Source organism: Salegentibacter profundi, from assembly GCF_054121475.1.
Genome location: NZ_JBSYGG010000010.1, coordinates 25,837 through 40,519, shown reverse-complemented (window position 1 = coordinate 40,519; position 14,683 = coordinate 25,837). Strand labels below are relative to the sequence as shown.

General features: G+C 38.8%; 15 protein-coding genes. 6 read left to right on the top strand and 9 right to left on the bottom strand.

The window, feature by feature from the left end:
• Window positions 1–19: 19 nt before the first annotated feature.
• On the bottom strand, window positions 20–484 hold the full coding sequence (locus ACW6NC_RS12395; RefSeq protein ID WP_457866456.1) for a hypothetical protein: 465 nt from the start codon (window positions 482–484) through the stop codon (window positions 20–22).
• 116 nt (window positions 485–600) lie between these two features.
• Window positions 601–1,614: a recombinase RecA gene (gene recA / locus ACW6NC_RS12390; protein ID WP_457866455.1), complete on the bottom strand. Its 1,014-nt coding sequence runs from the start codon at window positions 1,612–1,614 to the stop codon at window positions 601–603.
• A 294-nt stretch (window positions 1,615–1,908) separates the two neighbouring features.
• On the opposite strand from recA, the gene trhO reads away from it, so the two are divergent.
• From trhO to ACW6NC_RS12360, 6 genes are all read left to right on the top strand, one after another.
• Complete coding sequence (gene trhO / locus ACW6NC_RS12385; protein ID WP_457866453.1) at window positions 1,909–2,940, top strand: oxygen-dependent tRNA uridine(34) hydroxylase TrhO; 1,032 nt, start codon at window positions 1,909–1,911, stop codon at window positions 2,938–2,940.
• A 118-nt stretch (window positions 2,941–3,058) separates the two neighbouring features.
• Window positions 3,059–4,219 carry a PSP1 domain-containing protein gene (locus ACW6NC_RS12380; protein WP_457866452.1) on the top strand — a complete coding sequence of 387 codons (1,161 nt, stop codon included), beginning with the start codon at window positions 3,059–3,061 and terminating at the stop codon, window positions 4,217–4,219.
• Window positions 4,212–4,703 (top strand): gliding motility lipoprotein GldH, encoded by a 492-nt coding sequence (locus ACW6NC_RS12375; protein ID WP_457866450.1) that lies wholly within the window; start codon window positions 4,212–4,214, stop codon window positions 4,701–4,703. The genes ACW6NC_RS12380 and ACW6NC_RS12375 overlap by 8 nt, the downstream gene beginning before the upstream one ends.
• A gap of 14 nt (window positions 4,704–4,717) precedes the next feature.
• Window positions 4,718–7,030, top strand: a complete 2,313-nt coding sequence (locus ACW6NC_RS12370; protein ID WP_457866448.1) for a penicillin-binding protein 1A — start codon at window positions 4,718–4,720, stop codon at window positions 7,028–7,030.
• Window positions 7,031–7,136: 106 nt separating this feature from the next.
• Entirely contained in the window at window positions 7,137–7,838 is a 702-nt protein-coding gene (locus tag ACW6NC_RS12365; RefSeq protein WP_457866446.1) for a CoA transferase subunit A, read from the top strand.
• 2 nt (window positions 7,839–7,840) lie between these two features.
• On the top strand, window positions 7,841–8,497 hold the full coding sequence (locus ACW6NC_RS12360; protein ID WP_457866444.1) for a CoA transferase subunit B: 657 nt from the start codon (window positions 7,841–7,843) through the stop codon (window positions 8,495–8,497).
• A gap of 65 nt (window positions 8,498–8,562) precedes the next feature.
• Here ACW6NC_RS12360 and ACW6NC_RS12355 read toward each other — a convergent pair whose 3' ends face one another.
• The 7 genes from ACW6NC_RS12355 to hemB form a co-directional block, all read right to left on the bottom strand.
• Window positions 8,563–8,928, bottom strand: coding sequence for a DUF6616 family protein (locus ACW6NC_RS12355; RefSeq protein ID WP_457866442.1), 366 nt, complete (start codon window positions 8,926–8,928; stop codon window positions 8,563–8,565).
• A 134-nt stretch (window positions 8,929–9,062) separates the two neighbouring features.
• Window positions 9,063–9,779, bottom strand: a complete 717-nt coding sequence (locus ACW6NC_RS12350) for a 3'-5' exonuclease (protein ID WP_457866441.1) — start codon at window positions 9,777–9,779, stop codon at window positions 9,063–9,065.
• Window positions 9,769–10,914, bottom strand: coding sequence for a serine hydrolase domain-containing protein (locus ACW6NC_RS12345; protein WP_457866440.1), 1,146 nt, complete (start codon window positions 10,912–10,914; stop codon window positions 9,769–9,771). The genes ACW6NC_RS12350 and ACW6NC_RS12345 overlap by 11 nt, the downstream gene beginning before the upstream one ends.
• A 15-nt stretch (window positions 10,915–10,929) precedes the next feature.
• Window positions 10,930–11,400 (bottom strand): methylated-DNA--[protein]-cysteine S-methyltransferase, encoded by a 471-nt coding sequence (locus ACW6NC_RS12340; protein WP_457866438.1) that lies wholly within the window; start codon window positions 11,398–11,400, stop codon window positions 10,930–10,932.
• Complete coding sequence (locus tag ACW6NC_RS12335) at window positions 11,357–12,481, bottom strand: CNNM domain-containing protein (RefSeq protein ID WP_457866436.1); 1,125 nt, start codon at window positions 12,479–12,481, stop codon at window positions 11,357–11,359. Before ACW6NC_RS12335 ends, ACW6NC_RS12340 begins: the two co-directional genes overlap by 44 nt.
• A 343-nt stretch (window positions 12,482–12,824) precedes the next feature.
• Window positions 12,825–13,082 (bottom strand): hypothetical protein, encoded by a 258-nt coding sequence (locus tag ACW6NC_RS12330; RefSeq protein WP_457866435.1) that lies wholly within the window; start codon window positions 13,080–13,082, stop codon window positions 12,825–12,827.
• Window positions 13,083–13,612: 530 nt separating this feature from the next.
• Window positions 13,613–14,602 carry a porphobilinogen synthase gene (gene hemB, locus ACW6NC_RS12325; RefSeq protein ID WP_457866434.1) on the bottom strand — a complete coding sequence of 330 codons (990 nt, stop codon included), beginning with the start codon at window positions 14,600–14,602 and terminating at the stop codon, window positions 13,613–13,615.
• Window positions 14,603–14,683 lie beyond the last annotated feature (81 nt).

Below are 14,683 nucleotides of genomic sequence, written 5' to 3'. Positions count from 1 at the left end.
ACTCATTATTATCTGGTTATTATTCCTGTTCTTCTCCGGTATTTTCGGGATCTTCGACCGGTACTTCTACGGTATAATATTGTGGTTCCCCTGAAGAATCCTGACCTATCCAGAATTTGAAAGTGTAAACAGTACCAACCTCCCCTGTTATTGTAACATCTCTTAGAGTGGCCTCTCTAGAGAGATTTTCTTCCTCTTTGTTACATTCTGTTTGGTTGGCATCATAGGAAGTTACAACTCCTACGAAAATCTCATTGATGTTTGCGCCTTGTCCTTGGCGCGCATCAAAACCATTGAATGCATGGCAAGCCGAAGGTAATAAATAGGTAACCACAATATCATAGGATTCCCCACGCTCAAAATATTCCGGTAAATCTACTTCGGTAATTTCAGCAAATTCCAGCAATCTGTTTGGGCCATCATCTTCTAGACTACAGCTAGTCAGGCCAAAAGTGATCAATAGTAATAAAGCCAATTTTTTCATTTCAATTTTTCTTTTTTGAATTAAAGGTTTATATGTTTCATTCAATTAGTAGATGCAATTAACTCAAAATGGTTGCGTATTGAAATAAAAAAAATCCCTTAAAAGGGATTTTATTATTATTCATTGGCGATTTTAATGGCCTCCTTTATTTTGACTTCGAGTTCTTCTAAAAGATCTGGATTGTCTTTTAGTAGGATTTTAACCGCATCACGGCCCTGCCCTAATTTAGTATCCTCGTAACTAAACCAGGATCCACTTTTTTTGATTATTTCATAATCTACCCCCACATCGATAACCTCTCCGATTTTGGAAATTCCTTCGCCATACATGATGTCGAATTCCGCTGTTTTGAATGGTGGAGCTACTTTATTCTTTACAATTTTTACACGCGTTTTATTACCCATCACGTTGCTGTTGCTATCTTTTATCTGGGTAGAGCGTCGAATATCAAGTCTTACCGATGCATAAAATTTGAGTGCATTTCCACCCGTAGTGGTTTCCGGGTTTCCGAACATGACTCCAATTTTCTCCCTTAATTGGTTGATGAAAATAACGGTACAGTTAGTTTTACTGATAGAAGATGTGAGTTTTCTTAAAGCCTGAGACATAAGTCTAGCGTGAAGGCCCATTTTAGAATCTCCCATTTCTCCTTCAATTTCACTCTTTGGAGTCAGTGCAGCTACAGAATCTATAACAATAATATCTATGGCTCCCGACCGGATTAAATTATCGGTTATTTCTAGCGCCTGCTCACCGTTGTCAGGCTGGGAGATGATTAGGTTTTCGATATCTACATTGAGGTTTTGAGCATAAAAACGGTCGAAGGCATGTTCTGCATCAATAAATGCGGCAATGCCTCCGGCTTTTTGAGCTTCAGCTATCGCATGCAGAGTTAGGGTGGTTTTACCCGAAGATTCAGGGCCGTAAATTTCAATAACTCTTCCACGGGGATAACCTCCAACGCCAAGTGCCAGATCGAGCCCGAGAGATCCTGTTGAGATAGCATCTACATCACTCACTGCCTGGTCACTCATTTTCATCACAGTACCTTTACCGTAGGTCTTATCCATTTTATCCAGGGTAAGCTTTAGAGCTTTTAGCTTAGCTTCCCGTTCTTTATCGTTGCTCATGATTTTATGTTATTAAATGAAAGTTGCTAAATTACTATAAGTTTTGGTGCATCACAATTTTAAATTTCGTGCATTTTTTATTAGATCCCAAATCTTAACAAAATTCTAAGTGTGACTACCCTTTCTTTCTTCAATAGGCAAAACTTATTTTAATGGTGATCGATTCCGTGATGAATGTTGCGGGTATTTGAGTACTAAGAAACTTTGCTTTTTATTAAGGTTAAGGTATTTTTTCTGCCGGGTTTAAAGTTTATCTTTGCAAAAATTTTCTTAACCTTAAAAAATTGGTATAGCATGCAACTGTACAATAAATTAAGCGCTAAGGAAAGAGAAGCTTTGTTAGAAGAGGCTGGTGAAGATCGGTTAACACTCTCTTTCTATGCGTATGCGAAAATTGGAAATCCTAATCTATTTAGAAATCACCTTTTTGTGGCCTGGGACCAGATGGAAGTCCTTGGACGTATTTACGTTGCTCATGAGGGCATAAATGCACAATTATCTGTCCCGGCTAAACGGTTTGATGAATTTAAGGATTTTATAGATAAAATTTACTTTCTGGAAGGGGTAAGGCTAAATATCGCTATTGAACATGATCTAAAATCCTTTCTTAAGTTGAAGGTGAAAGTACGCAAGAAAATAGTAGCCGATGGCCTGAATGATGATACTTTTGATGTAAGAAATAAAGGAGTACACGTCGATGCGATAAAATTTAACGAGTTAATAAACGATCCCAATACTGTGTTGGTAGATATGCGAAATCACTACGAAAGTGAGATTGGGCATTTTGAGGGGGCAGTAACTCCGGATGTGGACACTTTTAGGGATTCTCTGCCTATTATTGAAGAAGATTTAAAAGAACATAAAGAGGATAAGAATCTGGTGATGTATTGTACCGGGGGCATTCGCTGCGAAAAAGCCAGTGCTTATTATAAACACAAAGGTTTTAAAAATGTTTATCAGCTTGAAGGGGGAATTATTGAATATGCCCGGCAGGTAAAAAACCATCATCTGGAAAATAAATTTTTAGGAAAGAACTTTGTCTTTGATCATCGTCGCTCCGAATGTATCTCAGGTGAGATTATAGCAAATTGTCACCAGTGTGGTAAGCCTTGCGATACTCATGTTAACTGCGCAAATGAAGCCTGTCATCTTCTTTTTATACAATGTCAGGAATGCGCAGAAAAAATGAAAAGTTGTTGTTCCGAAAATTGTATGGAGATTAACGCATTGCCTTATGAGGAACAGAAAAAATTGCGAAAAGGTAGAGGTAATAGCAACAAGATCTTTAAAAAAGGACGATCTGAAGTTTTAAAATATAAAAGCTAAGCCGGCGTTCTTTAAGTAGAGCCAATTAATATTGGTATATTTACCTTTTTAGAACTAATTATAAACCCACAAGCCTGCAGCACTAAACTAGCAAGGCTTCCAATATATAGAATGATTTATGGCTTGCAGCAGTTGCTCAACCAAAGACGGTCAACCTAAAGGATGTAAGAATAACGGAACCTGTGGTACCGATTCCTGCAATAAACTTAGTGTTTTCGACTGGCTCTCAAATATGTCCCTTCCCCAGGGTGTAGAAGTTTTTAATTTTGTAGAAGTGAGATTTAAAAATGGCAGAAAACATTTCTATAGGAATACTGAAAACCTTAGCCTTAGCATGGGTGATGTTGTCGCTACGGAAGCTTCTCCAGGACACGATGTAGGAATGGTTAGTCTGGCCGGGGAATTGGTTCGGGTACAGATGAAAAAGAAAAAGGTTTCACCCGATAGTGAGGAGGTATTAAAAATATACCGTAAGGCTACTCAAAAAGATATCGATGTCTGGGAAGAATACCGTAATAGAGAAGAGGCAATAAAAAAACGCGCTCGAGAAATAGCCATCAGGCTTAAACTCAGCATGAAAATAAGCGATGTGGAATTCCAAGGAGATGGCTCAAAAGCTACCTTTTATTATACCGCTGATGATCGTGTAGACTTCCGCCAGCTAATAAAGGAATTTGCCCGGGAATTCAATACCCGGATAGAAATGCGTCAAATTGGATTGCGTCAAGAAGCTTCGCGATTAGGTGGCATAGGTTCCTGTGGAAGGGAATTATGTTGTTCCACCTGGTTAACAGATTTTAGGTCTGTGAGTACATCGGCAGCCAGATACCAGCAGTTATCACTTAATCCTCAAAAACTTGCCGGACAATGTGGTAAGTTAAAATGTTGTCTTAACTATGAACTGGATACCTATTTGGAGGCCCTAAAAGCATTCCCTAGAACAGACACTAAGCTTTTCACAAAAAAAGGGACAGCTGTTTGCCAGAAAATAGATATTTTCCAGGGGTTTCTTTGGTATGCCTACGAAGGGGAGTGGATGAACTGGTTTAAAATCACCGCAGAGCAGGCTAATAAAATCATCCAGTCGAATAAAAATAAGGAAGAAGTTGCCAGCCTTGAGGAGTTTGAGGTACAGTTATTGGAAACGGAAAAACAGCCAGATTTTAATAATGTGGTGGGCCAGGATAGCCTAACTCGGTTCGATAAGCCTAAAGGAAAAAAATCCCGCGGAAAGCACCGAAAGAAAAAGCGTAGGGGTAAACCGTCTAAAAATGCATAAATTCAGTGCTTTTTTAATAGTATTATTTTTTTTGAGTCTGTTTACCAGTTGTGATAAAAAGCGGGTCTTTGATGACTATAAGCCCATAAAAGGAGAATGGCATAAAGATTCGATAATAAAATTTGATTTGGGTAGCCTTGATTCACTCAAACAGTATAATTTGTTTATCAATATTCGGAGTAACAACGATTTTAAATATAGTAACCTGTTCCTAATAACAGAAATCAGGTTTCCGCAGGGAAAAGTTATATCTGATACTCTGGAATATGAGATGGCGGCACCTTCGGGTGAATGGCTTGGCAAGGGTTTTGGTGATATAAAAGAAAACAAACTCTGGTATAAAGAAAATGTTCGCTTTGATGAACCAGGAAACTATCAGGTACAAATTAGACACGCTATGCGTAAAAACGGCGAAGTAGACGGGATTGATGCCCTTCAGGGAATCACACATGTTGGCTTCAGAATAGAAAATACTTCAGAATAACTTCAGCATAAAAAATGGCCAAGTCACCGAAAAAACAACAAAAGACTACCCGAAGCAAATCCTCTTACATTGTCGGATTTTGGACCCTCTTCGGCTTAGGTTTATTAATGATCATTTTTATTTTTTTACTAGCCAGTTGGGGGGCTTTTGGAAAAATGCCGACTTTTGAGGAACTAGAAAATCCTGAAACTAATCTCGCTACAGAGATTTTTTCCTCGGACGGGGAAACACTTGGGAAATATTACAGTGAGAATCGGACCCCGATAAAATACGATGATCTACCTGATCATTTAGTTGAGGCTCTGGTTGCTACTGAAGATGAGCGGTTTTATAAACACGCAGGTATAGATCCAAAAGGCACACTTCGGGCTGCAATTTTCCTGGGAACTCGTGGTGGTGCAAGTACCATTACCCAGCAGCTTTCCAAATTACTTTTTACTGAACAAGTTTCCAATAATCCTTTAGCCAGGGTACTACAAAAGGTAAAGGAATGGATTATCGCTACACGTCTAGAACGGCAATATACCAAGGAAGAGATCATCACCATGTATTTCAATAAATATGATTTTGTGTATCAGGCTGTAGGCATTCGTTCGGCATCTAAAATTTATTTTGGGAAGGAAGCTAAAGATTTGAGTATTGAAGAATCAGCTGTATTGGTGGCCATGCTCAAAAATGCCGCACTTTATAACCCGGTAAGAAGGCCAGAAATGGTAAAACAACGCCGTAATCAGGTTTTTGTACAAATGTACAAGAATGGTTATCTCTCCGAAAAAGAAAAGGATTCCTTACAAAAACTTCCTTTAAATCTCGATTTTTCCCCTGAAGGTCATGATGAGGGGATGGCAACCTATTTCAGGGTTTACCTTCAAGGTTTTATGAAAGACTGGATTAAAAATAATCCCAAACCAGATGGAACGCAATACAATATCTATCGTGATGGTCTTAAAATCTATACCAGCATTGATTCAAAAATGCAGCAGTATGCGGAAGAGTCCGTGAAAAAGCATATTTCACATCTTCAAAAAGAATTCGACCGGCAGAATAAGAAAAATAAAACGGCTCCCTTTAGGAATGTGTCTCAGGATGAGGTTAACAGTATAGTTAGAAGTGCCATGCGCCGCTCGGCACGTTGGAAGCAAATGGAAGCCCAAGGAAAAAGTAAGGAAGAGATCCTGGCATCTTTTGACAAAGAAAGAAAAATGAGGGTATTTAGCTGGGACGGAATAAGGGACACGGTGATGACGCCAAAGGATTCCATTTTTTACTATAAAGGCTTTCTACAGGCAGGTTTAATGTCAATGACACCCCAAACTGGAGAAGTCAAAGCCTGGGTGGGAGGTACTAATTTTAAGCATTTTAAATATGATCATGTAAAACAAGGAAAAAGGCAGGTAGGTTCTACCTTCAAACCTTTTGTTTATGCTACGGCGATAGACCAGTTAAAACTTTCGCCTTGTGATACTTTGCCACGTAATCCTTTTACCATTGAGGCAGGCAAGTATGGGAATGTAAAAGACTGGTCTCCACGCAACTCTGATAATGAGTATGAGGGAATGATCTCTCTGAAGAATGCTCTAGCGCAATCCGTAAATACGGTTACGGCCAGACTCATTGATAAAACCGGACCGGGTCCGGTGATTGATTTGGTTAGTAAACTTGGGGTTAATACAGAAAGTTTTTCAACAGGGCCTGCTATTGCTTTGGGAACCGAAGATATGAGCTTGTTTGAGATGGTGTCTGCCTATAGTACTTTTGCCAATGAAGGGGTTTATATCAAACCGGTCATTGTCAATCGTATTGAGGATAAAAATGGCACTATGCTATATCAGAATGTACCACAGACTCGGGATGTTCTAAGTAAAGAAGCAGCATATGTTACTGTAAACCTGTTGGAAGGAGTAACCCAGTATGGCTCTGGTATGCGCTTACGTGGTACCTATGCCAAAGATCTCCAACACTACAAACGAGGTGTGACTGGTTATCCTTACGATTTTAAGAATCCTATTGCAGGAAAAACGGGAACCACACAAAACCAGAGTGACGGTTGGTTCATGGGAATTGTACCTAATCTGGTCACCGGTGTGTGGGTCGGGGCTGAGGATCGTTCTGTGCATTTTCCTTCTTTAACCTATGGGCAGGGTGCTACAATGGCCTTACCAATTTGGGGAATGTATATGAAAGATCTTTATGCTGATGAGGAATTAGAAATTTCTCAAGAAGCTTTTCAAAGGCCAGAAAATCTTTCTATTGAAGTGGATTGCTCCATATACAACCAGCAAAATCAACAAAATTCAGAAGAACTACCTGATGAGCTTGATTTTTAAGAATTTCATAAATTTTTCTAGTTTAAATTTGGAATAGGTCAATTTAAGCACTCATAAGCATTGTCCTTAGTGGTTAATTTTCGTATTTTTCGGTAAAATTATACCGATGATTCGAAAAAATGTAGAGAATGTTCAGGAGGCACTAAGGGATGTTGAAAGTGGCATGACTTTTATGCTTGGCGGTTTTGGCCTTTCGGGAATTCCTGAAAACGCAATTTCAGAACTTGTTCGTTTAAATATTAAAGAACTTACCTGCATTTCCAATAATGCAGGAGTGGATGATTTTGGCCTTGGCTTGTTACTTCACAAAAGACAGATTAAAAAGATGGTTTCCTCTTACGTTGGAGAAAACCAAGAATTTGAGCGTCAGATGCTTAGTGGTGAGCTTGATGTAGAGTTAATTCCACAAGGGACTCTGGCCGCTAGATGCCAGGCAGCCCAGCAGGGCTTTCCTGCAATATATACCCCGGCGGGATATGGTACTGAGGTTGCAGAAGGTAAGGAAACCCGCGAATTCGATGGAAAAATGTATGTGTTGGAAAAAGCATTTCATGCCGATTTTGCTTTGGTCAAGGCCTGGAAAGGCGATAAGGCGGGAAACCTTATCTTTAAAGGTACGGCAAGGAACTTTAATCCCAATATGTGCGGTGCGGCTAAAATCACGGTTGCCGAGGTGGAGGAACTTGTTGAACCGGGAGAACTCGATCCCAATCAAGTGCATATTCCTGGGATCTTCGTTCAAAGGATATTCCAGGGGGAAAATTATGAAAAGAGAATTGAACAGCGCACCGTAAGGCAAAAATCATAAATATGGCATTAGATAAGAACGGAATAGCAAAACGAATTGCAAAAGAAGTTAAAAATGGCTACTACGTAAACCTTGGAATTGGGATTCCAACCTTAGTAGCCAACTTTGTACGTGACGATATAGAAGTAGAATTTCAAAGTGAAAATGGAATCCTCGGGATGGGACCCTTTCCTTTTGAAGGCGAAGAGGATCCTGATCTTATCAATGCGGGGAAACAGACTATTACCGCACTTCCCGGCGCCAGTTTTTTTGATTCAGCGATGAGTTTTGGAATGATCAGGGGGAAACATGTACACCTAACAATTCTTGGGGCTATGGAAGTTGCAGAAAACGGCGATATCGCAAATTGGAAGATTCCGGGTAAAATGGTAAAAGGTATGGGAGGTGCGATGGATCTGGTGGCCAGTGCAGATAATATTATTGTGGCTATGATGCATACCAATAAAGCCGGTCAATCTAAACTTCTGAAGCGTTGTAGCTTGCCTCTGACAGGTGTCGGTTGTGTAACAAAAATTGTAACAAACCTAGCAGTGATAGAGGTGACTAAAGAAGGTTTTAAATTACTGGAAAGAGCACCAGGGGTGACAGTTTCGGAAATAGAACAAGCTACCGAAGGCCGATTAATTGTAGATGGGGATATTCCAGAGATGCAATTATAACAGCGGAGCTGTCTGAGAAATTCATTTCAAAATTCAGGAATTTCTCAGACAGCATCTCTTTAAATTTAAGAATCCAGGAAGGAGGTCGAAGTTTCCTTGATATTGATCAAGAATTCCATAGCTTCCTCTCGCGAGAGGACTTCTCCTCTGGAATTTGCTTGTGAAAAGTAGTTGTACCAGCCGACGTTTTTTAAATTGTCCTCCAACATTTCTACTTCTTTTTTAGAGGGTAATTTCCATACTGTCAGATAACGATAATCGCTTCGGTAAGGGGTGTGTTCGTCATTACGAGCCCAACCAAGGTTTTCTACCCCACGGGATTTCATTTCCGATATTCTATCTTCCATTTTGGAAAAAACATTGCGCCGTTCTTTGGTAGAAAGATCCAGCCATTTTCGGGTAACATTCCACATTTCTACATATAAATACATAATTTTCAAATTTTGGTTAGAATTAGACTGCCGATCTTTTGTTTAAAGGCCAGCCATCTTAAAGTTACAAATTTTTGAAGAGGAATAAGGGTTGTTTTAACTGAAGTTTAGCGGAATAAGGTTGAATTTAGTTATCAGACTGAGACAATCTCTTCTTGATCAAGCAATTTTTCCTGCCTGAATTTGAGGATAATCTGAGCTATGGCCACCACATCTTTTTCGCAGTAGTTGATTATTCTTTGAGGATCATTTTCCTCATAAAAAACCTTGCAAACATCTCTGCCATTTATATCATCCTTTGGGGATGGTATACCGAGAATATTTGTGAGTAATTTCAGAGAAGTGAAATGCTTATAATCACCAAACTTCCATAGCTCTAAGGTATCGAGATGAGTAATTTCCCAGGGCTTTTTTCCGAAAAGAATTAATTTAGATGGAAGCGCCAAATTATGAATTACCATTCTTCTGGCTATAAAGGGAAAATCAAATTCTTTCCCGTTATGGGCACATAATAAATGATTTGGCTCAGAGAAATGACCAATTACTATTTCCCTGAATTCTTTTAGCAGTTGTTTTTCTTCGCCGCTGAAGGTAGTAACCCTAAAGCTACGCTCATTGTTTTTTTTAAAATTGAAATACCCAACCGAAATACATATAATTTTACCAAATTCCGCCCAAATTCCTGCTCTGTCATAAAATTCTTCGGGTGTATATTCCTCTTTCCGCTGGAATTGAGTTTTTTCTTCCCATAAATTCTTTTTCTCTTCGTTAAGTTCATTGAAGCTTGGCGACTCAGGTACTGTTTCTATATCGAGAAAAAGAATATTTTCCAGATTAACCTTATGAAGCATCTTTCAGCATTTTATAAGTTTCATCAATATACCTGAAAAAATCAGGATAATGCTTCGCCTTCCCTTTATTTATAAATTTTTCCCCCAACCTTACAATAATTAGTTCATCCTCGGGAATTACAATAACGTACTGCCCATGGACACCTCGCATATAATGGATTTTCTTGTTCATATATTCGGTTAACCATAAGCCATAACCATATTCTGGGCTCTCTTTAAAGCGTGGATGAGTCATTTTTTCGATAAAACCTGGATTGAGAATGGGCTGACCATTCCATCTCCCGTTATCCTTAAATAGTTTTCCGAATCGTGCGAAATCACGCGCATTGGAAGCAATGCAACAAAAAGCTTTTTCCATTCCGTATTTTTCACTGTCTAGCTGCCAAAATGCATTGCTCTGCATCCCCATGGGTTTCCAGAAATTTTCACTCAGATAATCCGATATGTTTTCTCCGGTTGCCTTTTCCAAAACCATAGCCAGTAACTGGGTATTCCCACTTAAATATTTAAATTCCTTTCCCGGGGTCTCGATAACCTCTAATTTTAAAATTTGTTTTCGCAGGTTATTGTCATAATAAGCCCTGGCTGTCATTCCGAATGGATTATAATAATTCTCATCCCAATTTAAGCCTGAAGCCATAGAAGCAAGATCTCCCACCTTAAGTTCTTTATCAAATTGCGGAAAAAAATCGGCTACTGGTTGCTCAAGACTTTCAATATGACCCTGCATAATAGCTTTTCCCACCATGGCCACTACAATAGTTTTTGCCATCGAAAATGAGTTGGACCTAAGGGGCTGGGTGTAATCCTTGTAATATTTTTCAAACCATAAACTATCGTTCTTTATTACCAAAAAAGCAACCGTTTGTAAATCCTTGTTCATTTCTTCCAAAGCCTGAGTAGCTTCTTCTGAATTATAATCTGGATGTTTTGGCCATTCCTGGCCAGTATCTCCAGCTTCAATTATTCTGTTGTTAAAATTATGATAGTCATCGATAAAGGCAGAGGTGTGACCGTTTAAATAGGTTATTTTGGCACCTTTTAATACATATTCATAATTGAAGATGTAGAGAAGAAGCAGGCCTACTGCCAAAACCGCGATACTAATACCGAAAATTCTCAAAGACTTCTTCATATTATGAGCTTTTTATTAAAAAAGACGTTGTTGTGTTAATATGCCTTCGTGTTCCAAAAGCCATCTTTTACGAGAAATTCCGCCGGCATAACCAGTTAAGGAACCATCGCTGCCAATAACCCTGTGACAGGGTATCACTATCCAAAGCGGATTTCTTCCATTAGCGGAAGCTACGGCCCTTATAGCTTTTGCATCACCTAATCGTTTTGACAATTCCATATAGGACTGCGTTTTTCCATAGGGGATTTCCATGAGAGCACTCCAAACTCTTTTTTGGAAATCGGTACCTTCCAATTTAACTTTAAAATTGAATTCCTTTAATTCGCCTCGGAAATACGCTTCAATTTGTTCCACAGCAGGCAGTAGCATTTCAGGAACCTCTGAAGTAGGTGGGGGCGTCTTGTCCAGAATTTTTATTTCTGAAACTCCTTCTTCACTCCCCTTAATCTTTGCTATCCCCAGGGGAGTCTTCAGGTGTATCTTCATCGCTCTTTTTAGCTTGTTCTTCTTCACGTTTAATTAATCCTAGACGTTTTGCACGGCGTTCCCAATTTTGCCGGGCCAACATTTGCATATCCTCAATACTGTCGCTTTCGTCCATTATTTCAAGTCCTAGCAGGGTTTCAATGATGTCTTCCATGGTAACCAGACCAACGGTGTTCCCATACTCATCTACAACCATGGTAATATGGGCTCTTTCCTGTATGAATTTTTCAAATAATTCCGGGATAGGGGTGTGGGATGGAGTCATGAATACTTCCCGGCGCAAACTTGTAAGTGGTTCAGGGCCTTTCTCGTCTATCATCTCCTCCAGGACATCATCTTTTAGAATAAACCCGGTTATGTTATTAGGCTTATCTTTGTAGACGGGGATTCTTGAAAATTTAAGATTACGGTGGGCCCGATGAAAATCTTCGATAGATGTTTCTTCATCTTCCACTATCGCCACTGAAAATGGGGTCATTACATCTTTTGCCTCCACAGATTTAAAAACCAGTAAATTCTTAATTACTGTAGTTTCGCTTTCTTCAAAAACTCCTTCTTCTTTAGCGGCATCGGTAATTGCTGCAAATTCTTCCCTGCTCATTGAGCTTACATGAGCTGATTTCCCTATTAATTTTGTGGTGAGCATCATAAGCCATAGTATTCCCGTATACTTAAGGGGAAAGATCATGACACTTAGTGAATTTGCTGAAAAACTCCCTAATTTTTGCCAATAAGTCGCTCCAATTGTTTTCGGAATTATTTCAGAAAGTATCAAGATCGCTATAGTCATAATAGCAGAAACAATTCCTACGGCATTTCCTCCATCGCCCCAAACTTTTTCAGCCTGCACACCTACCAAAATTGCTCCTACGGTATGAGCAATAGTATTTACCGTTAAAAGTGCGATTAAAGGTCGGTCGATATCCTGCTTGAAATGGGCCAGGGTATCAGCATAGGATTTACCTTCCTGTTTCTTTATTTTTATAAAGGAGGGGGTAAAACTTAATAACGCAGCTTCAAGTATCGAACACAGAAATGAAAAAAAAATGGAAATTAAGCCATAAAAAATAAGTAAACCCATAATGGTTTTTAAGGTTGTTTAAAACACTAATTTAGGTATTCTCCAATTAAATTAATAAAAAGAAATTATAAACCTCCGGAAAGCTTGGAGTGCTGTCCTTCCAGTTTACTTTCCGAAGATTCAAGGTTGCTTTAATTTCTTATTGGGACGCTAATTAAGTTCATCCATTTTTTAGCTCTAACCAAGCTGGCCTGAGCATCTGTAGCGTTTTTATCATCTTCATCATAGAAGACTATCTCATCAATTTTGCTGGATTTTTCACCAAATAGCATAAGACTTATATACTTCAAACTCGAATCAGAATTTTTTAGAGTTTGAGTGAAGAGGTAACTTTCTTTTACCTCTACCACTCAAGAATACCAAATTCAGGAATTTTTCCTGGATTGAAAATAAGCAGTTTTTGAGCATTAGAATCTAATGCCAAGATTGGGGTTTCTGAAAGTTCTATGATTTCTGGGTTTAAATTGCTATCTGTAATAATAGCCCTTATTAACTTGAGTGTATTTTTTTCCTTTTTATGTTGTTGAAGAATTAAGATAAAGATAGGGCCTATAAACAATAAGAGAAGGCCCAAACCAATTAAGCTTGATGCTGTATCCATTTTTATTTTTTTAAGTGAAATAAATTTTGGGTTGACGCTTGATAGAATTAAGGCGTACTTGTACCCGGGCCTTTTACAAAGCCATTTTTTATTGAGGAAAATTTGAAGGCTTTCACCAGAAAAAATGAAAGGGAAAGATCTTGTGCTTTAGATTATCTCGATGATCCTGAAAGTAATTAGTTGGAATGTTTATTCCTTTGATAATACCAATAAGATGAAAGGTGCAATTTGTGGTGTCCTTACCAAAGGAAAACTTCGAAGAATGTTCGGAATATTCACTTATTTTACCTAATGAAATTTGCTTAAAAATTGAGCATTCAGTACGCGGAGAGGATACATTATATATGGAATCCCCTCGATATTCCTGAACAAAGTGATCCGATGAAAAAGCAAAAGCCTGCTGTCCAAAAAGCGACAGCAGGCCGATAATAACAAATACAATAAAATTTTTATTTTGAAACTTTTTCATCTTTCAAAAATATACAAAAACCGGCATGTTTTTACGTAATTTATTATTATAAATAATAGGTCTAAGAGATTAGCTTTATGGCATCTTTAGCAAAATAACTGGCAATCATATTAGCTCCTGATCGTTTAATAGCGGTTAATTGTTCAAGTACCACGGCATCGTGATCGAGCCAACCTCTCTCCGATGCTGCTTTTATCATCGCATATTCACCACTCACCTGGTAGACAGCCACAGGAACGTTTACTTCATTTTTGATCTCACGCACTATGTCAAGGTAACATAATCCCGGTTTTACCATAACAATATCGGCGCCTTCTTCTATGTCCATTAGGGTTTCGCGGATAGCTTCTTCGCGATTGGCAGGATCCATTTGATAGGTTTTCTTGTTCTTAGGAATGTTCTCTGCATCTACTGGTGCGGAATCCAAAGCATCCCGAAACGGTCCGTAAAATGCCGAGGCGTATTTTGCACTGTAACTCATAATCCCAGTATCGTGAAAGCCTTCATCTTCCAGGAGACTCCTAATTTCAAAAATTCTTCCATCCATCATATCGCTAGGAGCAAGTATATCTGCCCCGGCTTTGGCATGAGAAAGTCCCATTTCGGCCAAAACGGCTGTAGTGTCGTCGTTGATAACCTTGCCATTAGAAATAATGCCATCGTGACCATAGGAAGAGTAAGGATCCAGGGCCACGTCGGTCATTACCAGCATACCTGGGACTGCTTCTTTAACGATTTGAATGGCGCGTTGCATTAATCCATTGACATTTAATGCCTCTGTGCCTGAATTGTCTTTAAGGTTTTCTGGAACCTTAACAAAAAGTAAAACCGATTTTAAACCTAAATTCCAAATCTCCTTTGCTTCCACTTTCAAAAGGTCCAGGCTCATTCTGAAATATCCTGGCATGGAAGCAATTTCTTCTTTTATGTTTTTTCCTTCTACCACGAAAAGCGGAACAATAAAATCGTCTGGAGTGATCGCGGTTTCTCTAACCAAGCTTCTTACGGCCTCATTGGTTCTCAGTCTTCGATTTCTATTTAATGGGTACATAATTTTTGAATTTTAGTTGAATGTAATCTATAAAATGCTACATTGTTAAGACTTTGGAATATTATAGAACTTTTTACGATT